The sequence below is a fragment of the Falsiroseomonas sp. HW251 genome (assembly GCF_050563545.1).
Lineage (GTDB): Bacteria > Pseudomonadota > Alphaproteobacteria > Acetobacterales > Acetobacteraceae > Falsiroseomonas.
In genome coordinates this window covers 137,315-160,294 of record NZ_JBNXUM010000001.1, presented here as the reverse complement: position 1 = coordinate 160,294, position 22,980 = coordinate 137,315, and the positions used below count along the sequence as shown (strand labels likewise).

The following is a 22,980-nucleotide window of genomic DNA, read 5'->3' as shown; positions in this document are numbered from 1 at the left end:
ACCTTTATATGCGTCGCAGCGTCGCCGGCGGCCGGGACGGATGGCGCGTGCCCCTGACCGGGCATGCGACGACGGACGGCCCGATCGGACTGGACGGTGTGAAGGCGGCTTGGACGTGCCGCGTGAAGGCGGCCGTGCCGCCTTGCGTGGGCGGCGCGGAAGGGGACGACAGATGGCCGAAACGATGGTGTCCCGGCAGGACACCGTGCCTGGCGAGACCCGCCGGGACTTCCTGAAGCTCACGACCGGGGCCTTCGCCGCCGTGACCGTCGGCGCGATCGCCTGGCCCTTCATCGATTCGATGAACCCCGCGCGGGACGTGCTGGCGCTCTCCACGACCGAGGTGGACCTCGCCCCCGTCGCGGTCGGCCAGGCCATCACGGTGGTCTGGCGCGGCAAGCCGATCTTCGTGCGCAACCGTACGGCGGACGAGGTCAAGCAGGCGCGCGAGGTACCGATGTCGCAACTGCCCGATCCGCAGGCCGACCAGGCGCGCGTGCAGCGCGACCCGTGGCTGGTGATGATCGGCATCTGCACGCATCTCGGCTGCGTGCCGCTGGGCCAGAAGCCGACGGATCCGAAGGGCGAGTATGGCGGCTGGTTCTGCCCCTGCCACGGCAGCCAGTACGACACGTCGGGCCGCATCCGTAAGGGGCCGGCGCCGGCGAACCTGCCTGTGCCGCCCTACACCTTCACCGCCGCTGACAAGATCACCATCGGCTGACGGATGCCGGGCGCGGTATGGTCCGCGCCCGCCCTGACGCCTGACAACGAATAGGAGCCAAGGTCCGATGGCTGGGCTTCACCAGAGCGAGTTCTCCAACCCGGTGGTGCGCTGGATCGACACGCGCCTGCCCGTATTCACGATGATGCAGAAGGAGTACGGGACGTTTCCGACGCCCCGGAACTTCAACTACTTCTGGAACTTCGGCGCGATCGCCATGGTGACGCTGATCATCATGATCGCGACCGGCGTCTTCCTGTCGATGCACTACACCGCGCACACCTCGATGGCCTTCGACAGCGTCGAGCGGATCATGCGCGACGTGAACTACGGCTGGCTGCTGCGCTACGTGCACGCCAACGGCGCCTCGATGTTCTTCATCGCGGTCTACATCCACATCTGGCGGGGGCTCTGGTACGGGTCCTACAAGGCGCCGCGCGAGATCCTGTGGATCCTGGGCGTCGTGATCTTCCTGCTGATGATGGCGACCGCGTTCATGGGCTATGTGCTGCCCTGGGGCCAGATGTCCTTCTGGGGCGCCACCGTCATCACCAACCTCTTCTCCGCCATTCCGGTGGTCGGCAACTCCATCGTGACCTGGCTGTGGGGCGGCTTCAGCGTGGACAACCCGACGCTCAACCGCTTCTTCAGCCTGCACTACCTCCTGCCCTTCGTGATCGTGGGCGTGGTGTTCCTGCACGTCGCGGCGCTGCACGTGACGGGGTCGAACAACCCGCTCGGGATCGAGCCGAAGGGCCCGCAGGACACGCTGCCCTTCCACCCCTACTACACCATCAAGGACAGCGTCGGCCTGGTGGTGTTCCTGACCTTCTGGGCCTTCATCGTCTTCTTCTTCCCGAACTACCTGGGCCACCCCGACAACTACATCCCGGCCAACCCGCTGGTGACGCCGGCGCATATCGTGCCCGAATGGTACTTCCTGCCGTTCTACGCGATCCTGCGCGCGGTGCCGGACAAGCTGGGCGGCGTGGTGCTGATGTTCGGCTCGATCGCGATCCTGTTCATCCTGCCCTGGCTCGACACCTCGCCGGTGCGCTCCATGCGCTTCCGCCCGGTGGCGAAGTGGTTCCTGCTGCTCTGGGCCGTGTCCTTTTTCGCTCTGCTCTGGGCCGGCGGGAAGCCGCCCGAGGGCATCGCGGTGGTGATCGCCCGCGTCGCGACCGCCTATTACTTCGCCTACTTCCTGGTGATCCTGCCGCTGCTCGGCCGGCTGGAGCGTCCGCTGAAGCTGCCAGAGAGCATTGCCCTGCCCGTGCTGCGGGGGGGTGGGCCGCTGCCCGCCGGCGCTGCCGCGAAGCCGATGGAGAAGGCCTGATGTCCCGCCTGCGTAACCTGGTCGGCGCCCTGGTCCTGGGCGCCGCCGCGGCCCTCAACGCAGCGCCGGCCCGCGCGGCGGAAGGCGAGATCCATATCCCGTCCGTCCGCTTCTCCTTCGAGGGGCTGTTCGGCACCTTCGACCGGGCGTCTCTGCAGCGCGGCTTCCAGGTCTACAAGGAGGTCTGCTCGAACTGCCACTCGATGCGGCAGATGTACTACCGCAACCTGCTCGAGATCGGCCTGACGGAGCCGCAGGTCCGCGCCATCGCCGCGCAGATCCAGGTGATGGACGGCCCGAACGACACCGGCGAGATGTTCGAGCGGCCGGCGCGGCTGTCCGATCATTTCCGCCGGCCCTTCGCCAATGACCAGGCCGCGCGCGCCGCCAACAACGGTGCCCTGCCGCCCGACCTGTCGGTCATCGTGAAGGCGCGCGAGGGTCACGCCGACTACATCCACGCCCTGCTGACCGGCTACGAGGATCCGCCCGCCGGCTTCACCCTGATGGACGGGATGAACTACAACGCCTACTTCCCCGGCCATCAGATCGCGATGCCCCGCGTGCTGAACGACGACCAGATCGAATACGCCGACGGCACCAAGGCGACCGTCGACCAGATGGCGCGCGACGTCACCACCTTCCTGGCCTGGGCGGCCGAGCCCGAGCTCGAGGCGCGGCGCCGCATGGGCATCAAGATCGTCCTGTTCCTGATCGTGCTCGGCGGCCTGACCTACGCCGTGAAGCGCCGCATCTGGGCCGACGTGAAGCACTGAGGCTTCGCCCTCCGCGACGCCGAGGCAAGGGGCCGCTCCGCAAGGGGCGGCCCCTTCCGCTGTCGGGGGGGTGACTGCGCCGCCTCTTTGCGATGCGGCAAGGCTCGGCCAAGATCGCGCCGGTCTCAACCTGGAACGATGACGCTCGGCCTCCGGCTCCTCACCCTCGCGCTGCTGCCGTGGCTCGCCGCCTGCAAGGAGGACGCGCCGGCCGCCGCGCGCACGCCCGCGGCACCGCCGCGCCATGCCGAGGCGCAGGCCGCGGCCGAGGCGAGGCTGCGCCAGCGCCTGTCCATCGACGGGCCGCTCGCGCTGCGTGCCGTCCTGGCGCATCGCCAGCTGCTGGCGGACACCGTCGCGGTCTGCGGCCAAGTCAACCCGACCGGCCGGCCCGACACGCCCTGGCTGCCCTATGTCGCCGTCGTCGCCTTCGAGGGCGCGCAGGTCGCGCGGCTCGACCTCGTGCTCGCCCTGACCTCGCCCGAGGCGACGCGGGTCTATTTCGAGATGGTGGACCGCTGCTTCGACGGCGGCGGCCCGCCGGTGCCGCGCGGCGGGGCGCGCCCGCTGCCTCCAGCGCCCGAGGGGCTGCAAGGCGCCGAGGGCGTTGCGGCTTCGCTGCGAGCACCGCCGCCGACCGCGCTGCCTTCGACCAACGCGCCGCTGATCCAGCCCGCACCGGCGCCGCAGCCCGGCACGCCGCTCGCGGCCGGCCAGCCCATGCCGCGCGGCGCGGTGATGACAAGCCAGCGGACGCCCGCCAACATCCGCGCCGAGCCGAATGGCGGCAGCGCGATCCTGCGCGTCGCGCCGCGCGGCTCCGTCCTGCAGGTCTTCAGCGAGGCGCCGGGCGGCTGGCTGATGGTCGGCGAAACCGAGCCCTGGGGCTGGGTGCACGCCTCGCTGCTCGACGGCCGCTGACGCCGCCTACCATGTCCAGGCGTAATCGGCGTCTCCAGCCGCGCTCTCCGCCGCGAGCCACGCGTCGCCGTCCACCCGCCCGCCGGGCGGAGCGTAAAGCGCGCTGCCCAGCACGAGCCCCACCATGATCATCAGTGCCGCCGACGCCGCCAGCAGCAGCCTGTCGTGATCGCGCATGGCCGTATTCCCTCTGTCCGGCGAGGGCAGCAGAGCGCGAAGGGCGCGGCCGCGTCCCGAAGGGCGGGCGAATCCTGTCCGAAACCGCCCCGCGACAGGCCGCGCCGCGGCCGCTATGACGCGCGCGCCACGCCTTCCGGAGCCCGCGCATGAGCGACGAGATCACCCCCGTCATCGGCCTGATCGGCGGGTCGGGCCTGTATGACATACCGGGGCTCGAGGACCGGGAATGGCGGCGCGTCGCGACGCCCTGGGGCGATCCGTCGGACGAGATCCTGTTCGGCCGGCTCGGCGGCGTGCCCGTGCGCTTCCTGCCGCGGCACGGGCGCGGGCACCCGACGCCGCCGTCGGAGCTGAACTACCGCGCCAACATCGACGCGCTGAAGCGCAGCGGCTGCACGGACGTCGTCTCGCTCTCCGCCGTGGGATCGCTGCGGGAGGACCTGCCGCCCGGGCACTTCGTCATCGTGGACCAGTTCATCGACCGCAGCTTCGCCCGCGCGAAGAGCTTCTTCTCCTCGGGCTGCGTCGCGCATGTCTCGGTCGCGCATCCCGTCTGCCCGCGCATCGGCGACGCGCTGGAACACGCCGCGCGCGGCCTCGGGCTGCCGGTGACGCGCGGCGGCACCTACCTCGTGATGGAAGGGCCCCAGTTCTCGACCAAGGCGGAGAGCAAGCTGTATCGCCAGTGGGGCTGCAGCGTGATCGGCATGACGAACATGCCGGAGGCCAAGTTGGCCCGCGAGGCGGAGCTCTGCTACGCGACGGTGGCCATGGTCACCGATTTCGACTGCTGGCATCCCGACCACGACCACGTCACGGTCGAGCAGGTCGTGAAGGTCCTGTTCTCCAACGCCGATGCGGCGCGCGCGCTGGTCGCCGAGGTGGTGCCGGCGCTGGGGCGGCCGCGCGGGCCGTGCCCGGCGGGCTGCGACCGCGCGCTGGATCATGCGCTGATCACGGCGCCGGAGCGGCGCGATCCCGCGCTGCTCGCGAAGCTCGACGCGGTGGCCGGGCGCGTGCTGCGCGGCTGATCCGTTGCGCCGGCCGCGGTTGCGCCGTTCCGCATTGTGACGTGACTCCGGCCGCGGGCGGGGCTGACAATCTCGTCGTATTTCACGAGGGCCCATGCATATCGCGCCTGCCCGTGGGCCGGGCCTTCTGCCAACGCGCTCCGCGCGGACCACGGTGCGGATGCACCTCGTGCTCGTCGTGCTCGCGGCGGTCCTGCCGCTCCTGCTCCTCGCAGGCGGGCTCGCGGCGGCCTATGTGCGGGCGGAGACCGAACGGTTCGAGCGCGGCGTGCGCGACGGCGCGGTGGCCGCGGCGATCGCCGTGGACCGCGAGCTGAACGCCCTCGTCACGACGCTCAGCACCCTGGGCTCCGCACCTTCGCTCGCGGAAGGTCGGCTCGCCGAGTTCCACGCCCATGCCGCCGCGGCGAAGCGGGCGATCGGCGCCGACATCTACCTCCGCGACGCGACCGGCCGCCAGGTGCTGGCCACGCGCGCGCCCTATGGCGAGGCCATGCCCGCCGGCAGCTCGATCTCGCGATGGGACGAGGAGATCATCGCCGGCAGGCGTCCCTTCGTGACCGGGCACTACCGCGGCCGCATCGACGGGGAGCACAGCTTCGCGGTGGTCGTGCCGGTCGTCCTCGGCGGCGAGGTGCGCTGGCTGCTGCATGTCAGCGTGCCGACGGCCAGGCTGCGCGACATCCTGCTGGCGCAGCGCGCGCCGCCGGGCGGCGGCATCGGCCTGTTCGACCGCGACCACGTCATCCTCGCCCGGCGGGCCCGGCACGACGAGACGGTCGGCACGCGGAGCGCGGCCGCCGCCGCGACGGTGCCGATGACCGGCGAGGAGGCGACGCTGCGCTTCGTCGGGCGCGACGGCGAGGAGGTCTATTCCGCCCAGCGGCGCCTTGCCGGATCCGGCTGGACGGTGGCGGCGGGTGCCCCGGTGCGGGTGATCGAGGCGCCGCTGCGCCGGCGGCTCTGGGCCGCGGCGGGCATCGGCGCCGCGCTGCTCGCCCTCGCCCTGGGCGGCGCGTGGTCCTTCGGCAACCGGCTGGCCCGCGCCATCCGCGGCCTCGCGGCCTTCGGCGCGAGCGTCGAGGGCGGCGCCCTCTCTGCGCCGCCGACGACCGGAGTGCGCGAGGTCGACGAGACCGCAGAGACGCTCCTCTCCGCCGCCGCGCGGCAGCGGCTGATGGTGCATGAGCTGAACCATCGCGTGCGCAACACGCTCGCGATGGTGGATTCGATGGTCCGCCTCAGCGCGCGCCACGCCGCTGACGTGCAGGACTTCAAGCTGCGGCTGTCCGAGCGCATCCGGGCGCTGGCGCACACCCATGTCCTGCTGTCGGGCGCGCAGTGGCGGGATGCGGAACTGCGGGACGTGCTGAGCACCGAGCTCGCCGCGCATGACGCCGCGGGGTCGGGACGCGTGACGCTGGACGGGCCCGACGTGTCGCTGCCCGCCCGGCTCTCCGTCGCCTTCGGCATGCTGGCGCATGAACTCGCGACCAACGCCGCGAAATACGGCGCGCTGTCCGTGCCGGCCGGCCGGGTCGCGCTGCGCTGGACGTCGGTGCGCGATGCCGGCGCGGCGAGGCGGCTCGACCTGGAATGGCGCGAATCCGGTGGCCCGCCTGTGCAGCAGCCGATGCGGCGCGGCTTCGGTTCCCAGCTCATCGAGCAGGCGATCGCGCGCGACCTCGGCGCGCGCGTGCAGACGGCGTATGCGCCGGCCGGGCTGGTGTTCCGCCTCTCGATGCCGCTGGACGGGTCCAGCCTTCTCTGACCCGGCGATTCACGGCCTGGCGTGCCCACCTTCGGTGCGCACACTCAGACCGATCGCGGGCTAGCCCGGACGCCACCGGCGGGGAGGGTCCGGAGGGGACGGCGCCCCTCCCGGTGCCGGCGTCAGCCGCGCCCCTCCACCACTGAGGTGTCGTCGTGCAGCCAGCGGCTCACGACGCCGGCGGCGACCGCGCCGGCGATCGGCGCGACCCAGAACAGCCAGAGCTGGGCGATCGCCGTGCCGCCGGAGAACAGCGCCGGCCCCGTACTGCGCGCCGGATTGACCGAGGTGCCGGTGACAGGGATCGAGACGAGGTGGATCAGCGTCAGCCCGAGCCCGATGGCGATGGGCGCGAAGCCCGCCGGCGCCTTGCCATGCGTCGCGCCGAGGATGATGACCAGGAAGAAGAAGGTCATGACGATCTCGGTCACCAGGCCCGACAGCAGGGTGTACTTGCCTGGCGAGGCGTCGCCGAAGCCGTTCGCGCCAAGGTTTCCGGCATAGTTCGGCGCGCCGGACGCGATCAGGTAGAGCAGCAGCGCGCCGCCGATCGCCCCGGCGACCTGCGCCACGATGTAGGGCAACGCGTCGGAGGACGGGAAGCGGCCCGCCGCCACGAGGCCGCAGGTCACCGCGGGGTTCAGGTGGCAGCCGGAGATGTGGCCGATGGCGTAGGCCATGGTCAGCACGGTCAGGCCGAAGGCAAAGGAAATGCCGACCAGGCCGATCCCGACCTCCGGGAATTTCGCGGCCAGCACGGCGCTGCCGCATCCGCCAAGCACGAGCCACAGGGTGCCGATGAACTCGGCCGCCAGTTTACGCTGCATCGTCTTTCCCCCAGGGATCAACGGTCCCGCGGCACGATGCGTCGGGATCGGACGGTGCTGCAACCATTCCAGGCAATGTAAACGTGCCGTGATCGCGGCGTCGCGGGACGCGCCGCCCTCATCCCCGCGTCACGGGTTCGGCGCCCGACAGCAGGAAGCGCCGGACCGCGGGGTCGGTGGCGAGCCCCGCCGCGCGCCGCCGGGCGGCGGCGGCGGCCTCCGCCTCGCCCGCGCGGCCGGCGAGCGCCGCCAGCGCCGCCCAATAGGGCTGGTACTCCCCGAGCCGCCGGTCGCCGATGGCGCGCAGCGCCGCGAGGCCCGCTGCCGGCCCCTCGTCCTCGGCGACGGCCACGGCGCGGTTCACCGCGACCACGGGCGAGTTCGTGGCGGCGAGCAGCGCGTCGTAGAGCAGCCGGATCGCCGCCCAGTCCGTGCGCCCCGTGGCGCGGCGGGCGGCGTGCACGGACTGCACCGCCGCCTCCCACTGGTAGCGCCCGGGCCGCCCGAGGCGCGCGGCGGCGCGCAGCAGCCGCTCGGCCTCGGCCTGCATCGCCCCGTCCCAGCGCGCGGGGACCTGGTCGGAGAGCGGGACATAGCCGCCGGCCGCGTCGCGCGCGGCGGGGCGCCGCGCCTCGAGGTGCAGCAGCAGGGCGGCGAGGCCCGCGGCCTCCGGCTCCTCCGGCGCCAGCGCCGCGCAGAGCCGCGCGAGCCAGGCGGCTTCCCCGGCGAGGCCGCCGCCATCGGCGGGATCCGCGGCGCCGGCGGTATAGGCGGCGTAGATCGCCTCCAGCACCGCGGGCAGCCGCGCCGCGACCTCGGCCCGGCCGGGCAGGGCGAAGCGGACGCCGGACGCCGCAAGCCGCCGCTTGGCGCGGACAAGGCGCTGGCCCATGGCCGCCGGCGAGACCAGGAAGGCGGAGGCGATGCGCGCTGCATCCAGCCCGAGCACGCATTGCAGCATCAGCGGCGCGCGGGCGGCGGGCTCGACCGGCTCCGCTGCGCAGGCCAGCAACAGCGCCAGGCGATGATCGGGCAGCGCATCCGGATCGGCATCCTCGGCGGCGTCCCCGCGCGCGAGGTCGGCGCGGGCCGCGGCGGCGGTCGCGGCGCGGCGATGCCCGTCGAGCAGCCGGCGCCGCGCCGCGGTCAGCAGCCAGGCCGCGGGCCTGTCGGGCAGGCCGGCTTCCGGCCAGGCGCGAAGCGCCGCGGCGAAGGCGTCGGCCAGCGCGTCCTCGGCCTCGGCGAAGGCGTGCCCGCGCGCGAGGAGGAAGGCGAGCAGCCGCCCGCGTTCCTCCCGCGCCAGGCGCGCGACCGCAGCCCCGGCCGGCGTCGCGGTCACGTCGGGAAGATCGGCCGGACCTCGACGATGCCATGCGCGGCGCCGGGGCAGCGCGCGGCCCAGCGCAGCGCGGCGGCCATGTCCTCGACCTCGAGCAGGTAATAGCCGCCGAGCTGCTCGCGCGTCTCGGCATAGGGGCCATCGAGCACCTGCGGCGCGCCGGCGCCGAGGCGCACGGTGTGCGCCGTGCCGCTCGGCGCGAGGCGGTTGCCGCCCCGCATGGCGCCGGCCTGCACCAGCGCGTCGGTGTAGGCGGTGTAGGCTGCCATCGCGCCCTCGCGCTCGGCGTCCGACAGGCGGCCCCAGCCGGCTTCCTCGCTATAGATCATCAGCATCACCTGCATGTGTCGTGTCCCTTGCGTCGCGGCGGCGCGGATCCGCCGCCGGGCGACGGAGCGCGTCGCCGCCATGATGACGCGCGGGCAGGGGGGATTTCGACAGGCGCGGGCGGGACGCGGCTCAGTTCTTCTCCGGCGCGTCGTCGCGCCTTGCACCGTCGAGCAGCGCCTCGCGCCTGGCCGCGTCGCCGCGGTCGCGCGCCTTCTCCGCGCCGGTCCGGCCGTGCTTCGCGCGGTTCACCGGCGCCGCGGCGCGCGCGGCTTCCTTCTCGCGCTGCTTGCGGATCTTGCTGAGGTTGACGATCTCGCCCATCCCGCGACACTAGAGCACGCCCCGGTCGGGTGGAATCATCCGATCGGGAGGTGGTCCTCCCGAAATGTAAATTCTGGAGCAGCTTACGTCCGTTCGGCGGTACCGCGAAGCGGCCGGACGGGCGCTGCTCTACCGCGAACCGGAGAGAACGCGAGATGTGGATCGAGCTGACCGCCGCCGACGGCCACCGCCTCGACGCCTGGGCGGACGGGCCGAAGGACGCGCGGCGCGCGCTGGTCGTCGTGCAGGAGATCTTCGGGGTCAACAACCACATGCGCCATGTCTGCGCGGGCCTGGCCGCGAAAGGCTATGCGGTGGTCTGCCCGGCGCTGTTCGACCGCACCGAGCGCAAGGTCGAGCTGGGCTACGCGCCGGAGGACGTGCAGCGTGGCCGAGAACTTCGCGCCAAGGTGCCAGAGGCCGGCACGCTGCTCGACATCGAGGCCGCGGCCGCCGCGCTGCCCGCCGGCGCGAAGCGCGGCATTGTCGGCTATTGCTGGGGCGGCACCGTCGCCTGGCACGGCGCGACGCGGTCCAGGGCCTTCGCCGCAGCCTGCGGCTGGTATGGCGGCGGGATCGCGGCGGCGCGGCACGAGGTCGCGACCTGCCCGGTGCAGCTGCATTTCGGCGAGAAGGATCACTCCATCCCGATGTCGGATGTCGAGGCCATCCGCGCCGCGCAGCCCGGCGTCGAGATCTTCGTCTATCCCGGCGCGCAGCACGGCTTCGGCTGCGACGAGCGGTCGAGCTACAGCGCGCCGGACGCGAAGCTGGCGGAGGAGCGGACGCTGGCCTTCCTGAACCGCACGCTGGCCTGAGCGGCCCTGCGTCCGGCGGCCGGCCGGCGGCCACTCAGCCGCCGGTGCCGTTCCAGGCGTCGATGATGCGCAGCGCCGCGGGCCCCGCCAGCACGACAAAGAGGCAGGGCAGGATGAAGAGGATCATCGGCAGCACGAGCAGGGCGGGCAGGCGCGCCGCCTTCTCCTCGATGCGCATCATGCGCTCGTTGCGCATCTCCTGCGCGAGCACGCGCAGCGCCTGGCCCATGGGCGTGCCGTAGCGCAGCGTCTGCGACAGCGTGCCGCCGAGGCGCTGGAAGCTGACCAGGCCCGTCCGCTCCCCGAGCCGCGTCAGCGCGGCGCGGCGGTCGGTGGACATGCGCATGTCGGCGAGCAGCGTGACGAACTCCGTCGAGACGTTCGGGCTGGCGTCGCGCATCTCGATCGCGACGCGCTCGAGCGCGCTTTCCAGGCCGAGGCCGGCTTCGGCGCAGACGACGAGCAGGTCGAGCGCGTCAGGCAGGCCCTTGCGCAGGCTGTCCTGGTGGGAGCGGATGGCGAAGGCGAGCGTCCAGTTCGGCACGAAGGTGCCGATCGCCATGCCGAGCACGAGGCATAAGACCTTGCCTAGCAGCTCCAGGTTCCAGGAGACCGCGAGCGCGTAGCCGATGGCGGGGCCCGCGACGAGCATCAGGACCTTGATGCCCATCACGATCGGCACCGCGCGCTGCGGGTCCATGCCCGCGGCGCGCGCCGTCCTCTCGATCGTCTCGATGTCCTTGTCGGCGAAGAAGAAGGAGCCGCGCAGCGCGTTGCCGAGCTTGCCGACGACGCCGAGCGCGACGCCGCCGGCGGTCTTGGAGATCAGCTCGCTGTCGTCGAGGCGGGCGAGCTGCTGGGCGCGGCGCGCGAGCTCGCGGTCCGAGATCTCGCGCGCGAGGTAGAGCGCGGCGAGCACCAGCAGGACGGCGACGCCGAGCAGCAGCCAGGGCGGGACGGGGAGGTTCTCGAACATCAGTCGCGAGTCGCGCGCGCGATGAGGGTGTTGATGGTCAGGATGCCGCAGGTCATGAGGATGACGAAGAGCGCCTGCAGGCCGCCCGCCTTCGGATGGGTGAAGAGCTCGCCCACGTAGTCCGGCTGCAGGACCATCAAGAGCAGGGACACGACGAAGGGCAGGCCGATCAGGATGGCCGCCGAGGTCCGCGCCTCGGCGGTGATGGCCTTGACCTTGACGACCATGGCGACGCGCTTGCGCACGAGGTCGGCGAGGTTTGCCAGCGTCTCCGTCAGGTTGCCGCCGGCCTGGGCCTGCAGGCCGACGGTGACCGCGAGGAAGGCGTATTCCTGGATCAGCGTGCGCTCGTAGAGGTTCCAGATGCTGTCGTCGATCGGCACGCCGATCGCGACCTCCTGGCTGACGCGGTCGAACTCGCCCCCGGTCGGCGCCGGCAACTCGGTGCCGATGCTGCGGATCGCCTCCGTCACCGGCAGGCCGGTGCGCACCGCGCGCAGCACGAGCGAGATGGCGTCGGGCAGCTGCTGGAGGAGGAGGGCGTTGTAGTTGTTCTTCTCGCGGCGGAACATGAACATCAGCGCGCCGGTCCCGGCGATGACGGCGCCGAGCGGCGCGCCGGGCCGGCCGAAACGCTCGCCGACCGCCCACATGCCGACCCCCGCGGCGCCCGCGACGATGAGCACGAGCAGCAGCGGCGCGGTGCGGTAGGCCTCCGGGATCTCGGGGTTCTGGCCGAGCGCGACGAGCGCCTTCTGCCAGATCGGCCGCTCCTCGCTCGTGAGCTGGCGCAGGCTCTGGCGCGCCCGGATGGGCACGTCCTCGATCCCGATGCCGAGCTGCGCGGCGCGCTTGCGGATGTCGCGCTCTGCCCGGCTCGGGATCAGCGCGAGCGCGGCCAGGACCAGCATGACGGCCGCGGCGCCGACCAGGAGCGGGAGTGTGATCATGCGCGGTTCAGCGCGTCCATCCAGGCATCGAAGAGGCCGAAGTAATGCAGGCGGCTTTCGAAGCTCGGGCGGTGCTTGTGGGTGTTGTAGCGGCCCTGGATCTTGCCGGAGTAGTCCTCGCCCTCGTACTCGAAGGTGAAGATGTCGTTCATCGTGATGACCTCGCCTTCGAGGCCGACGACCTCCGACACCGCGACGACGCGGCGCTGGCCGTCGCGCTGGCGCTCGATCTGGATGATGAGGTCGATGGCGGAGGCGATCTGCGTGCGGATCGCGTCATGGGGCAGGTTGGCGGTGGCCATCTGCACCATGTTCTCGATGCGGGTCAGCGCGTCGCGCGGCGTGTTGGCGTGGATGGTCGAAATCGAGCCGTCATGGCCGGTGTTCATGGCCTGCAGCATGTCGAAGGCCTCGGGGCCGCGCGTCTCGCCGAGGATGATGCGGTCGGGCCGCATGCGCAGCGCGTTGCGCACGAGGTGGCGCTGCGTGATCTCGCCCGAGCCTTCGAGGTTGGGCGGGCGGGTTTCCAGCCGCACCACATGGGGCTGCTGGAGCTGGAGCTCGGCCGCGTCCTCGATCGTGACGATCCGCTCGCCGTGGTCGATCAGGCGAGAGAGCGCGTTCAGCATCGTCGTCTTGCCCGAGCCGGTGCCGCCCGAGACGATCATGTTCAGCCGCGCGCGGGCCGCGATCTCCAGCACGCGGGCGACGGCGGGGGAGAGCGAGCCGTTCTCGATCATCGCGTTGAAGTCGTAACGGCGGCGGGAGAACTTGCGGATCGAGACGCAGACGCCATCGAGCGCGAGGGGGGGGAAGACGATGTTGACGCGGCTGCCGTCGGGCAGCCGGCAGTCGCAGAGCGGGCTGCTCTCATCCACGCGGCGGCCGACCTGGCCGGCGATCTTCTGCGCGATGGAGGCGAGCTGGTCGTTGTTGCGGAAGCGGATGTCCGATTGCTGGATCTTGCCCGCGATCTCGATGAAGATCCGGTCGGGGCCGTTGATCATGATATCGGCGATGCGGTCGTCCTTGAGCAGCGGCTCGAGCGGACCGTAGCCGATCATCTCGTTGACGAATTCCTCCGTCAGCCGGGCCTGTTCCCGGGCGGAGAGCTCGACGCGCTCGCGGTCGGCGAGCTCGTGGATGAGGTTCTCGAGCTCGATGCGCAGCTGCTCGGGCGGCATCTGCGCGGCGATCTCGGGGCGGATGCGGTCGAGCACGGCCTCGCGCAGGCGCTTCAGCGCGGCATAGGCGAGGACGGGCGATTGCTGGCCGGTGCCGGTCTCGCCGATCGGGCCAACGATGCGCGCGCTGCGGGGCGCGTCCTCGTTCACGCCGGTGCCGGGGGGGACGTAGCCCCCGGCATGCTCGTGCGGCAGGCCGGATTCGACCGGCGCGATGCGGCGGCCGAAGGACCTCATTTGGAGAAGAACCTCGCGAAGATGCCGCCGCCCTTGCGCTGGCGGATGCCGGAGACTTCCTGGGTCAGCGGCGCGAGAGCGCGGCGCAACGCGGCGCTGTCGTTCAGTGCGGCGCGGCCGAGGTTGCCGGCGCGCGAGATCTGCTTCGGCATGTCGGGGATCACCACATCGGGCTTGGCGGAGAGCGCCTCGTTGATGATGGTGGATTTCAGCGCGCCCGGCATGTTGGAGCGGTTCAGCACCAGCAACGTGCGCCCCGCGCCGGTCAGCGTGCTCGCCATCTTCTTCGCGCGCTCGACGTCGCGCAGGCTCGCCATGTCGGGGGTGAAGACCAGCAGGGTCTGCCGGGCCACGGCCAGCGCCTGGCGATCGGCCAGGCTGGGCGGGATCGGCATGTCCACGATGATGACGTTGAAGCGCTGGCGCAGCAGCTCGATCACCTTCGCGACGCCGTCGGGCGTCGGGCGGGGATCGGCGTCGAAGGGCTCGTCGGCGGCAAAGACCCGCACGCGCTCGGCAGAGGAGACGGAGACGCGTTCCAGGAACAGCCCGTCCACGACCTGCGGGTTCTCGAGCGCATGGCGCAGCGCGCTGGCGGGCTTCACGCCCGACATCATCGCGACGTGGCCGCCGCGAAGGTGCAGGTCGAGCACCGCGACATGGCTGCGCGTGGTGTCGGCGACGTGCTGGGCGAGGTTGACCGCGACCGTGGTGCCTCCGACGCCGCCGCGCACGCCGCAGACGCAGACCACGCGCCCGCCGCGGGTGCCCGCGACATCGGGTGCGTCGCCGGCGAGGTAGGGCCCGAGCAGGGTCGCGACCTTGTCGCGGGTCAGCGGCTTGGCGACGTATTCGTCGGCGCCGAGGTGGCGGGTGATCTCCCGGTAGAAGTCGATGTCGGTGCGTTCGCCGACCACCAGCACCTTGGTGTCGGGGGCGCAGACGCCGGCCAGCGCGTCGAGCTCGGCGATCGGGTCGTTGGAGGCGCTGACGTCGACCAGCAGGGTGCGCGGCGACTCTTCCTTCTCGAAGGCCCTGATCGCGGCACGGATGCCGCCCTGGCGCACCTGCGGGTTGGCGACGAGGTCGACGAGGCCGCTGCGCAGCACGTCTTCCGACGCGACCTCGCTGACGAAGGCGACGAAGGAACGCCGTCCGCCGGGCGAGTCCTGGGACGGGGCGGGGCGGGTCTGCGCGGTCGTGGCCGTGTCGGACATGGACCTCTTCTCTAAGTCCTGGGGAAGGCTACGGGAAGAAGAAGCCTCCGCAAGTTCAACGAAAGGTTACATCGTTCACCGCATTGCCCTGGATCACCCGCATGCGCGGGGCGGCCGGGGCCTCGGTGCTGGAGAGCGCGGGCGAGACGTCGCCGCCGAAGGTGGTGGCCGTCGGGCGTGCGGTCTGCTCCTCCTGCGCGTCGATCGGGCGCAGCGCGAGGATCAGCGTGCCGAGCCGTTCGGCGACCGCGACCCGCTCGGACTGCTCGGGCGAGACCTCCATCGTCACGGTGCGGGCGACGCCCTCGGTCGCGGCGGCGCGGCCGGAGGGGATCGGGGCGCCCTGGGTGATCATCTGGTCCACCGCGATGACGCGCACGCCCGATAGCACGGTCTCCGCGGTCACCCGGCGGGAGGAGGAGGCCTCGTTCCCGGAGAAGTTCTGGGTGAGGATCACGTCCACCAGGTCGCCCGGGAAGATCAGGCCGGCGGCGCCGGTGCGGGCGTCCACGCCGATGGCGACCGCGCGCATGCCGGGCCGCAGCACGGCGGCGAGGAAGCCGCGGTCGCGCGGGCGCAGCACGTCCTCGCGCGAGAGCATCTCGCCCGGGGCGAGGTAGCGCCGCAGCATGGCGCCGCGCAGTTCCTCGCGCTGCTCGATCGTGGCGGGGACCGCGTTCTCCGGCACCTCGTCCGGCGGCAGGGCGCGGTCGCGGATGTCCTGGTCCTTCAGGAGGGTGCCGGGGTGGAGCGGCGCGGCGGCCACCAGGACCCGGACGGTGGGGGGCGGCGCGACGGCGGGCTGCGCCACCTCGCGGGGCTGCATCCCTTCATAGGCCACGTAGCCCAGCCCGGCGGCCATGAGGAACAGCACCAGGATGAGGACCGTACGCATGGATGTGCCTCAACTCGCGATGGATTGCATGATGATCAGTGTGCCACCGGCGGCGATGGCGACACCATAGGGAAGCGGACCCCGCCGACGGATGCGCCAGGCCTCCGCCGAGAGGAGGCGCGCGGGAAGGGATCTGTTATCACGCCGGATTGATCCTCGCGGAGCGGGCAGGAGCCGCTGCAGGATCAGGTAGACGAGGGCGAGGGCCCCGCCGGCAAGCGCGGTGGCGACCACCATGGCCCAGGTGTCGAGCGGGTCTAGCCCGACCGCGAGCGCGGTGGCGAGCTTGACGTCGCCGCCGCCGAGCCAGCCCCTGGCATGCAGCAGCGCCAGCAACAGGCCGAGCAGGAGGGCGGCGCCGAGCGACCAGGCCGCAGCCTCGAGCCCGTGCAGGGCGCGGGCGACAAGACCGATGCCGGCCAGCGCGATGCTGACGCCATCGGGGATGGTGCGGGTCGCGACGTCACGCCAGGCGGCGAAGCCCAGGAGCGCGATCGCGGCAAGGGCTGCGGCTAGGGACATGCGACCGACCCTGGCTGGGCCGTCCGGCGCGACAGAAGCGGCGGACGGCCCATCCGGTTCGGCGGCGCCGGGCGGCGCTGCCGGATCAGCGGGTCAGGTTGTTGCCGACCGCGTTGAAGGTGGTGCGCAGGTTGGTGCCGACCGTGGTGATGGCCACGATGCAGACCACGATGATCAGCGCGGCGATCACGCCGTATTCCACGGCGGTCACGCCCTTCTTGTCCTTGCCGATGCGGGAGAGAGCGCCATAGGCACGCATGCCGGCGAGGCCGATCTTGTCGAGCATGAGGAGGTCCCCTTTCGTTTCCAGTTGCCCACGAACCGGAAGCTGGTGTCGTTGCGACAGCCCCGGACGAAGCTCCGGGGTAGGTCGGATCGGGGTGGCGCCCCCGCACTGGCGTGGACGCCGCTTCGATCCGGCGACGGTTGGATATACGTTCCATTTACGCAGTCAAGTCGAAAAAAATTCGAATGCCTAAAAAAAGAGATTTCGCGACCTGTAGAGTCCTCGGAGCCTGTACCGCAACGGGCGGGTGCAAGGCGGAGCCTGGGTTTCCCGTAGTTGGCGAGATGAAAGTGCTCAGTTCACATTTTCGCGAGCAAGGCGTCCGAGTGGGCGCGAGGGGCGCCCTGACTCGCAACCTCAGCGCGAAAGCGCGTTCTGCGTCGCGTTCGCGATCTGCAGGTAGAGGTTGTTGAAGACGGAGTTGCCGAGGAAGCCGATCGCGGTGATGCAAGTGACCAGAATCAGCGCCGCGATCACCCCGTATTCGACGGCCGTGACACCCCGGTCGTCCATGCGCATCCGGCGCAGGGCCTGGGACGCGCGCTCGATCAGCCCGATCATTCCGTGGTCCACCTTGCCAATCCCCCAAGCGCCCGAGGATCATCATACGAGAAAACCGCGGGGCTCGCATCAAGGATGGTTGATTGAGCCACCGGAGATTCAACCGTTGACGCTCCTATAACCCGCCGAGTATACCGTTTGCGAGACGAGTCAAGCGCGAAATTGAGGCATTCATCAAAAATCGAGAAGTCGTTGCCCTCGCGACAGCGGTCGGCTAGCGTAAGGGTCGAACGGGACTGCCGACCGGGAGTATGGAGCTGCGTCATGGCTGCGGATAAGAGGTTGGCGAGAGCAGGCCGTGCGTTGGCCCAAACGGTGCAAAACACGCGCGCAGCTCTAGCCAGGGTTTTCAGCGACCGTCGCGGCGCAACCGCCGCGGCCTTCGGGATCATGGCGACAGTCGTGGTCGGCATGGCCGGCTTGGCGACCGAGGCGGGGCGCTGGTACGACATCCGCCGCGACGCACAGAACGCGGCCGATGCCGCTGCCTTGGCCGGCGCCGTCCGCCTCCAATATGCGTATGGTGCCCTGAACTCCAGTTTCAGCAATTCGCAAACTCAGGGTATCGCAGCGGCAACCGATGTCGCGACGCGCAACGGATTCACCAACGCGACTTCCTCCAACACCGTTACAGTGAACTCGCCACCTGCGACCGGCAGCTACACCGGCAACAATCGGGCCGTGGAGGTCCGGATCTGGCGCAACCAGCCGCGCTTCATCTCGGGCCTCTTCGCGGCGGCGGGAAGCACCACGCAGGAGATCTATGCCCGTGGCGTCGCGGCAAGCCAGGTGATCGGCTCTGCCTGCGTGCTGGCGCTGAGCGACGCCACCGGCCAGGGCGGGATCACGCTGTCGGGTAACAGCTCGACCTACGCGCCGGGTTGCGTGCTGGCGTCGAACGCCCCGGGCAGCGACTCCATCTACTTCAATGGCAACTCAACCAACGTCATCGTATCCAACCTGCAGTCGCTTGGCGGCTGCATGAACAATAACAGCGCCTGCAGCTATAACCAGACCTGCACCGCGGCTTCGAACACCATATCGCTGTGCAACGGGCCGCCGGTGTCGGGCATCGCGACGGACGATCCCTACCTCGCGTACCAATCGATCCTGTCGAATTCCAGCCCGTCGGCAATCACCAGCAGCACGAGCTTCAGCCAGCCCGGCAACAACGTGAACAGTGCCCTGACACTGTCGCCCGTCACGGATTCGGGCTGGGTCTATCAGGGCACGCAGTATCCGTATTACCTCATCACTACGAGCGTGAACGTGAAGAACGGCGGGACGCTGCTCCTCAAGCCGGGTACGTACTTCTTCATGAACGGCGCTGGCCTTGACGTTTCCGGCACCGTCTGCGCGGTCCCGGCGAGCTACGCCTTGACCACCTGCCCCTCCGTCGGTTCGATCTCGTCCACCGTCGGCGTCACCCTGGTCTTCCTCCGCGGCTGCAGCGGGCAGACCTGCACCGCCGGCACGATGAGCGTCAGCGGCACGGCGCAACTGCAGGCGCCGACAACCGGGCCCTACCGCGGCATGCTCATCTACCGCGAGGGCAAGACCGTCAACGGCGTCGCATCGACGGAACTCAGCGGCAACCGCACCTCTGGCTCATGCAGCAACATGCAGGTCTGCTGGGGCGCGAACAGCACGTCGCGCCTTACCGGGGCGATTTACGCCCCGCTGGCGACCATCGGCGCCGGCGGGAACGGCACCAGCACCAGCGCGTCCAGCGTCTCCGCGCAGGGCTGCCTGACCCTTGTCGGGGGGGAGGTCAGGATGCAGGGTGTTTCGTCCGTCACCACGAATTGCGAGTCCAATTTCGGGAGCACGATCGCCCCGCAGATCCGCGTCGTGCGCCTGCTGGAGTAGGAGGATGACGGTACCGTCAGCCCTGGCGAAACACCCTCGCCGCCGGCTCGGCCAGCGCGCCGTCGCCGCGGTGGAATTCGCGCTTATCGCGCCGATCCTCGTCACCCTGCTCGGCGGCGCGCTCGATCTCGGCCGCGGCGTGGAACGGGCGATCAAGCTCGAAAGCATTGCGCGCACCGCCGCGCAATACGTTCAGATGAACTCTCAGGAGGTTTCGAGCGGAGCGTTGATCGATGTGTCCAGCGCCACGGTGAGCAGCAGCAGCGCCGTCAGCAACGACAACCAGATCGGTGCCACGGTGACCGTATCAAGCTCTACGTGCACCTGCGTGACCAGCGCGGGCGCGTTGTCGGGCACGCCGAGCTCTGGCGATTGCAGTTCCGTTTGCACATACGGGCTGGCGAAGTTCCGCACCGTCACGGTGACTCTCGCCTTCACGCCATGGCTTCCGACCAGCAACCTGATCCCGTTCAATGCCCTCGGCACGCAGAGCAGAAGCGTCGTTGTCCGTCTCTGATGCCGGTCGCCGCGGGGCGCCCGCGCGCGCCACCGCAGCGGCCGGCCTCAGGCTCCGTCGCGACCGGCGCGGGGCAACCGCGGTTGAGTTCGCCTTCGTCGGATCGGCCTTCGTATTGCTGGTGTTTGGCACGATCGAACTCGCCCGCTATTATTTCACCGCGCAATCGCTGAGGACGCTGAGTGCGGAGGCCGCACGCACCAGCCTGATCAGCATCGGTCAGTCGCTTTACAGCGCGAACAACAACACGGCGCCCTGCGGCAACCTTGCCAACAGCAACGTCTACTTCGACAACGCGACCCAGAACGCGCTGCTTGGCCGCGTGCCCATCCTGAGCGCCTCGCGCCTCATCGGCCTGGACACGGCGAACAACAACGCCTCGGTCGCCTGGCAGAATGCGGCGCGCTTTACCTGCACCGCGCCGAAAAGCGTGACGGTCAGCCTGCAATACCGTTTCAACTTCATCGTGCCCTTCCTGCCCGGCGGAAACCTGACGTTGTCGGATCGGGCGACCATGGCGTTCGACTGAGCGGAAAGTCAGCAATTTCCACACGATTTCTACTGTTGGGAGAGCAAATCGTGTGATAATCAACTGTCTTCGAAGGTGAAGACAGGGCAACCAGTGGAGGGCCGGGGTTGAGCCACATGACGATCTGCCGAAGCCCCGCTCGTCGCATGGGCCGGCTCACGACGCGGTCTGGCACCGCTTCCGGCATCCTGACAATGGCGGTGCTTCTTGCCGCGTCGCCGGCCTTCGCGCAGCGCGCACCCGTCAGCGGTTCCTCCGCGCAATTCGCGCAGGCGCCGGCGCCGCAACCCGTGCCGCCGCGGCCCGGCCTGCCCGTCACCAACCCGCCCGGTCCCGTGGTGCCGGTGGTGCCCCAGACCCTGACGCTCGAGGCTGGCACCGGCATGCTGGTGCAGTTCCCCCGCCCGGTCGCGACCGTCCTGGCGGCGGAGCCGCGGATCGCCCGCGTGCAGCCGGCCTCGCCGAGCAGCGTCTTCCTCATGGGCGCCGATGTCGGCCGCACCACGGTCATCGCGACCACCTCCGACGGCGAGCTCGTCGCGCAGTACGACGTCGTGGTGCGTCCCTCCGGTGCCGCGGCCGCCCCGGCGATCCCGCCGGTCATCATGGGCCAGCAGCCCGCCCCGTCCGTGGTGCCGACGGCCCGGCCGACGCCGGCCATGATCGCCTCGGCGATCCGCCAGGCGGTCGGCCCCGGCAGCGACATCCGCGTCAGCCAGGCCGGCAACGCGCTGGTGCTGGGCGGCACCGCCGCCAACGCCCAGGCCGCCTACCGCGCGGTGACGGTCGCGCAGGGCTACGCCGGTGAGGTGGCGCTCATCAACAACATCCAGGTCCTGTCGGCCATCCAGGTGAACCTGCGCGTGCGGGTCGCCGAGATGTCGCGCACCGTCACCCGCGACCTCGGCTTCAACTGGGCCGCGCTCGGCAATGCCGGCAATGGCTGGACGATCGGCCTCGCCGCGCCGCTCGGCGTCACTGGCGCAGCGCTCGGCGCCGGTGCTGCCAACGCCATCCAGGCGACGGCGGGCACCGCGGTCGCGGCCGCGGCCTACCGCTCGACCAACTTCAACCTCGACAGCTTCATCGACGCGCTGGCGCGCGACAACCTCGTCGCCATCCTCGCCGAGCCGAACCTGACCGCCCAGTCCGGCGAGACCGCGAGCTTCCTCGCGGGCGGCGAGTTCCCGATCCCCTACAGCAGCGGGACGAACGGGCAGATCTCGGTGCAGTTCCAGCAATACGGCGTCGCGCTGGCCTTCGTGCCGACGGTGATGTCGAACGACCGCATCAACCTCCGGGTCCGGCCGGAAGTCAGCGAGCTGTCGGATGCCGGCGCGGTGAACCTGCCGCTCGGTGCCTTCGGTTCGGTGCGCATCCCCGCGCTGACGGTCCGCCGGGCGGAGACGACGGTCGAACTCGGCTCCGGCCAGAGCTTCGCCATCGCCGGCCTGCTGTCGCGCACGGTCAACCAGACCGAGCAGGGCATCCCCGGCCTGATGGACAGCGTGCTCGGGCCGCTCTTCCGCTCCAACACCTTCCGCCGCGGCGAGACGGAGCTGGTGATCGTGGTCACCCCCGTCATCGTGCGCGCGGTCTCGGAACCCAACCGGATCGCCACGCCGCTCGACCAATTCCGCCCGGCCATCGACCTCGAACGCATCCTGGAGCGACGGCAGATCGGCCGCGTTTCGCCCTCGAGGCCCGGCGCGGCGCGTAACCTCGACGCCGGCTTCATCGTGGAATGACCGCCATGCGCACCCGCCTGATCGCCGGCCTGATGCTCGTCGCCCCCGTCCTCGCGGGCTGCACCGTGCCGCCCTGGTCCGATCCCTTCGACCGGCCCGGCACCTGGCAGCCGACCGGCGCGAACGAGGCAAACCTGCGCGCCATGGCGCAGAACCCCGCGGACCTCGAGCGCGGCCAGGGCGCCACCACGGCCCAGGGCGCGACCGCCTTCCGCCCAATCGACCGCTTCGTGCGTGGCCAGCGCGCGGCGCTGCCCCAGGTCAGTTCCGCTGGCGGGGCCGGCAGTGGCGGCACCGGCAGCGGCGTTGCGGCCGGCCAGACCGGCGGCCTGTGAGGGCCCGTCCGGGGCGGCCAGACCTTTCCGCTCGCGCCGCCCGCCGGGGCGGCGCTGCCGTTCTGCTCGCGGCGCTGGCCCTTGCGGGTTGCGCGCGCGACGAGTCGGCCGAGCAGGCCGCCCAGGTCCGTCGCCGCGCCGCCGAATTCGCGGAATCCAGCGGCCAGCCCGAGGTCGCGGTCCAGATGTTCGCCAACGCCGCGGCGCAGCGTCCGAACGACCCCGAGGCCCAGGCCGCCTATGCCCGCGCGCTGGCGCGGGCCGGCAACCCGCAGATGGCCGATCAGGTCGTCGCCCAGGCCATCGCCCAGCACCCGCGCGATCCCAGCCTGCTGCGCGCCCGTGCCCAGGTGAAGCTGATGGCCGGCCAGCCCGAGCAGGCGCTGGCCGACTACGATGCGCTGCTGGGCTCCCGCTCCTCCGACGTGGTGCTGCTGAACGGGCGTGGGGTCGCGCTCGACATGCTCGGCCGCCACGCCGAGGCCGAGGTCGCGTACAACCAAGCCCGGCGCGTGGCGCCGGCGGATCTGCGCACGCTGAACAACCTCGCGATGTCGCTGATGCTGCAGGGCCGCCCGGCCGAGGCGGTGGCGCTGCTCGAAGGCGTCGCGCGCGCGCCCGGCGCGCCGCCGCGGATGCTGGTCAACCTGGCGCTCGCCTCGGCGGCGATCGGCGACCGGTCGCTCGCCCAGCAGCTGCTGGGCAGTTCGCTCCCGCGCGAGGATCTGGACGCGCTGCTGCGCGGCCTTCAGACGGGCGGCCCGGCGCGCAGCTGACGGC

26 protein-coding genes are annotated in these 22,980 nt (G+C 71.0%); 13 read left to right on the top strand and 13 right to left on the bottom strand.

Annotated features, from left to right (window positions below; translation table 11 throughout):
• Positions 1–172 precede the first annotated feature (172 nt).
• The 4 genes from petA to ACLF3M_RS00800 all read left to right on the top strand — a co-directional run bounded on the left by petA (position 173) and on the right by ACLF3M_RS00800 (position 3,757).
• Complete coding sequence (petA, locus tag ACLF3M_RS00815; RefSeq protein ID WP_430654932.1) at positions 173–724, top strand: ubiquinol-cytochrome c reductase iron-sulfur subunit; 552 nt, start codon at positions 173–175, stop codon at positions 722–724.
• A 67-nt stretch (positions 725–791) separates the two neighbouring features.
• Complete coding sequence (locus ACLF3M_RS00810) at positions 792–2,060, top strand: cytochrome b (protein ID WP_430654931.1); 1,269 nt, start codon at positions 792–794, stop codon at positions 2,058–2,060.
• The gene (locus ACLF3M_RS00805; RefSeq protein WP_430654930.1) at positions 2,060–2,836 is read left to right on the top strand and encodes a cytochrome c1; all 777 of its coding nucleotides are present in this window, start codon (positions 2,060–2,062) and stop codon (positions 2,834–2,836) included. Before ACLF3M_RS00810 ends, ACLF3M_RS00805 begins: the two co-directional genes overlap by 1 nt.
• Before the next feature lie 138 nt (positions 2,837–2,974).
• Positions 2,975–3,757, top strand: a complete 783-nt coding sequence (locus ACLF3M_RS00800; protein WP_430654929.1) for an SH3 domain-containing protein — start codon at positions 2,975–2,977, stop codon at positions 3,755–3,757.
• Positions 3,758–3,763: 6 nt separating this feature from the next.
• Here ACLF3M_RS00800 and ACLF3M_RS00795 read toward each other — a convergent pair whose 3' ends face one another.
• Positions 3,764–3,934 carry a hypothetical protein gene (locus ACLF3M_RS00795; RefSeq protein WP_430654928.1) on the bottom strand — a complete coding sequence of 57 codons (171 nt, stop codon included), beginning with the start codon at positions 3,932–3,934 and terminating at the stop codon, positions 3,764–3,766.
• 149 nt (positions 3,935–4,083) lie between these two features.
• On the opposite strand from ACLF3M_RS00795, the gene ACLF3M_RS00790 reads away from it, so the two are divergent.
• On the top strand, positions 4,084–4,968 hold the full coding sequence (locus ACLF3M_RS00790) for an S-methyl-5'-thioadenosine phosphorylase (protein WP_430654927.1): 885 nt from the start codon (positions 4,084–4,086) through the stop codon (positions 4,966–4,968).
• A 160-nt stretch (positions 4,969–5,128) separates the two neighbouring features.
• Positions 5,129–6,739 (top strand): sensor histidine kinase, encoded by a 1,611-nt coding sequence (locus tag ACLF3M_RS00785; RefSeq protein WP_430654926.1) that lies wholly within the window; start codon positions 5,129–5,131, stop codon positions 6,737–6,739.
• 122 nt (positions 6,740–6,861) lie between these two features.
• Here the strand turns inward: ACLF3M_RS00785 and aqpZ are convergent, their stop codons facing one another.
• The 4 genes from aqpZ to ACLF3M_RS00765 all read right to left on the bottom strand — a co-directional run bounded on the left by aqpZ (position 6,862) and on the right by ACLF3M_RS00765 (position 9,556).
• Complete coding sequence (aqpZ, locus tag ACLF3M_RS00780; RefSeq protein ID WP_430654925.1) at positions 6,862–7,566, bottom strand: aquaporin Z; 705 nt, start codon at positions 7,564–7,566, stop codon at positions 6,862–6,864.
• A gap of 118 nt (positions 7,567–7,684) precedes the next feature.
• Positions 7,685–8,905, bottom strand: a complete 1,221-nt coding sequence (locus tag ACLF3M_RS00775) for a DUF6596 domain-containing protein (protein ID WP_430654924.1) — start codon at positions 8,903–8,905, stop codon at positions 7,685–7,687.
• Positions 8,902–9,240 carry a YciI family protein gene (locus ACLF3M_RS00770; RefSeq protein WP_430654923.1) on the bottom strand — a complete coding sequence of 113 codons (339 nt, stop codon included), beginning with the start codon at positions 9,238–9,240 and terminating at the stop codon, positions 8,902–8,904. Before ACLF3M_RS00770 ends, ACLF3M_RS00775 begins: the two co-directional genes overlap by 4 nt.
• A 124-nt stretch (positions 9,241–9,364) precedes the next feature.
• Entirely contained in the window at positions 9,365–9,556 is a 192-nt protein-coding gene (locus ACLF3M_RS00765) for a DUF4169 family protein (RefSeq protein ID WP_430654922.1), read from the bottom strand.
• Positions 9,557–9,711: 155 nt separating this feature from the next.
• Between ACLF3M_RS00765 and ACLF3M_RS00760 the strand changes: the two genes are divergently transcribed.
• Positions 9,712–10,374, top strand: coding sequence for a dienelactone hydrolase family protein (locus ACLF3M_RS00760; RefSeq protein WP_430654921.1), 663 nt, complete (start codon positions 9,712–9,714; stop codon positions 10,372–10,374).
• A 34-nt stretch (positions 10,375–10,408) separates the two neighbouring features.
• On the opposite strand, the gene ACLF3M_RS00755 is transcribed toward ACLF3M_RS00760, so the two are convergent.
• The 8 genes from ACLF3M_RS00755 to ACLF3M_RS00720 all read right to left on the bottom strand — a co-directional run bounded on the left by ACLF3M_RS00755 (position 10,409) and on the right by ACLF3M_RS00720 (position 17,214).
• Positions 10,409–11,350, bottom strand: a complete 942-nt coding sequence (locus ACLF3M_RS00755) for a type II secretion system F family protein (protein ID WP_430654920.1) — start codon at positions 11,348–11,350, stop codon at positions 10,409–10,411.
• Positions 11,350–12,300, bottom strand: coding sequence for a type II secretion system F family protein (locus ACLF3M_RS00750; protein ID WP_430654919.1), 951 nt, complete (start codon positions 12,298–12,300; stop codon positions 11,350–11,352). Before ACLF3M_RS00750 ends, ACLF3M_RS00755 begins: the two co-directional genes overlap by 1 nt.
• A complete protein-coding gene (locus tag ACLF3M_RS00745; protein WP_430654918.1) occupies positions 12,297–13,721 on the bottom strand; it encodes a CpaF family protein in 1,425 nt (474 codons plus the stop codon). Before ACLF3M_RS00745 ends, ACLF3M_RS00750 begins: the two co-directional genes overlap by 4 nt.
• Positions 13,718–14,938 (bottom strand): AAA family ATPase, encoded by a 1,221-nt coding sequence (locus ACLF3M_RS00740; RefSeq protein ID WP_430654917.1) that lies wholly within the window; start codon positions 14,936–14,938, stop codon positions 13,718–13,720. The genes ACLF3M_RS00745 and ACLF3M_RS00740 overlap by 4 nt, the downstream gene beginning before the upstream one ends.
• Before the next feature lie 55 nt (positions 14,939–14,993).
• Positions 14,994–15,833 carry a Flp pilus assembly protein CpaB gene (gene cpaB / locus ACLF3M_RS00735; RefSeq protein WP_430654916.1) on the bottom strand — a complete coding sequence of 280 codons (840 nt, stop codon included), beginning with the start codon at positions 15,831–15,833 and terminating at the stop codon, positions 14,994–14,996.
• A gap of 9 nt (positions 15,834–15,842) precedes the next feature.
• On the bottom strand, positions 15,843–16,355 hold the full coding sequence (locus ACLF3M_RS00730) for an A24 family peptidase (protein WP_430654915.1): 513 nt from the start codon (positions 16,353–16,355) through the stop codon (positions 15,843–15,845).
• 85 nt (positions 16,356–16,440) lie between these two features.
• A complete protein-coding gene (locus ACLF3M_RS00725) occupies positions 16,441–16,641 on the bottom strand; it encodes a Flp family type IVb pilin (protein WP_430654914.1) in 201 nt (66 codons plus the stop codon).
• 357 nt (positions 16,642–16,998) lie between these two features.
• Complete coding sequence (locus ACLF3M_RS00720; protein WP_430654913.1) at positions 16,999–17,214, bottom strand: Flp family type IVb pilin; 216 nt, start codon at positions 17,212–17,214, stop codon at positions 16,999–17,001.
• Positions 17,215–17,505: 291 nt separating this feature from the next.
• Between ACLF3M_RS00720 and ACLF3M_RS00715 the strand changes: the two genes are divergently transcribed.
• The 6 genes from ACLF3M_RS00715 to ACLF3M_RS00690 all read left to right on the top strand — a co-directional run bounded on the left by ACLF3M_RS00715 (position 17,506) and on the right by ACLF3M_RS00690 (position 22,976).
• A complete protein-coding gene (locus tag ACLF3M_RS00715) occupies positions 17,506–19,071 on the top strand; it encodes a pilus assembly protein TadG-related protein (RefSeq protein ID WP_430654912.1) in 1,566 nt (521 codons plus the stop codon).
• Positions 19,072–19,075: 4 nt separating this feature from the next.
• Positions 19,076–19,588, top strand: a complete 513-nt coding sequence (locus ACLF3M_RS00710; protein ID WP_430654911.1) for a TadE/TadG family type IV pilus assembly protein — start codon at positions 19,076–19,078, stop codon at positions 19,586–19,588.
• The gene (locus tag ACLF3M_RS00705) at positions 19,575–20,117 is read left to right on the top strand and encodes a TadE/TadG family type IV pilus assembly protein (RefSeq protein ID WP_430654910.1); all 543 of its coding nucleotides are present in this window, start codon (positions 19,575–19,577) and stop codon (positions 20,115–20,117) included. The genes ACLF3M_RS00710 and ACLF3M_RS00705 overlap by 14 nt, the downstream gene beginning before the upstream one ends.
• Positions 20,118–20,263: 146 nt before the next feature.
• Positions 20,264–21,865, top strand: a complete 1,602-nt coding sequence (locus ACLF3M_RS00700) for a type II and III secretion system protein family protein (protein ID WP_430654909.1) — start codon at positions 20,264–20,266, stop codon at positions 21,863–21,865.
• Between the two features lie 5 nt (positions 21,866–21,870).
• Positions 21,871–22,200, top strand: a complete 330-nt coding sequence (locus tag ACLF3M_RS00695; RefSeq protein ID WP_430654908.1) for a hypothetical protein — start codon at positions 21,871–21,873, stop codon at positions 22,198–22,200.
• Positions 22,197–22,976, top strand: a complete 780-nt coding sequence (locus ACLF3M_RS00690) for a tetratricopeptide repeat protein (RefSeq protein ID WP_430654907.1) — start codon at positions 22,197–22,199, stop codon at positions 22,974–22,976. Before ACLF3M_RS00695 ends, ACLF3M_RS00690 begins: the two co-directional genes overlap by 4 nt.
• Positions 22,977–22,980: the final 4 nt, after the last annotated feature.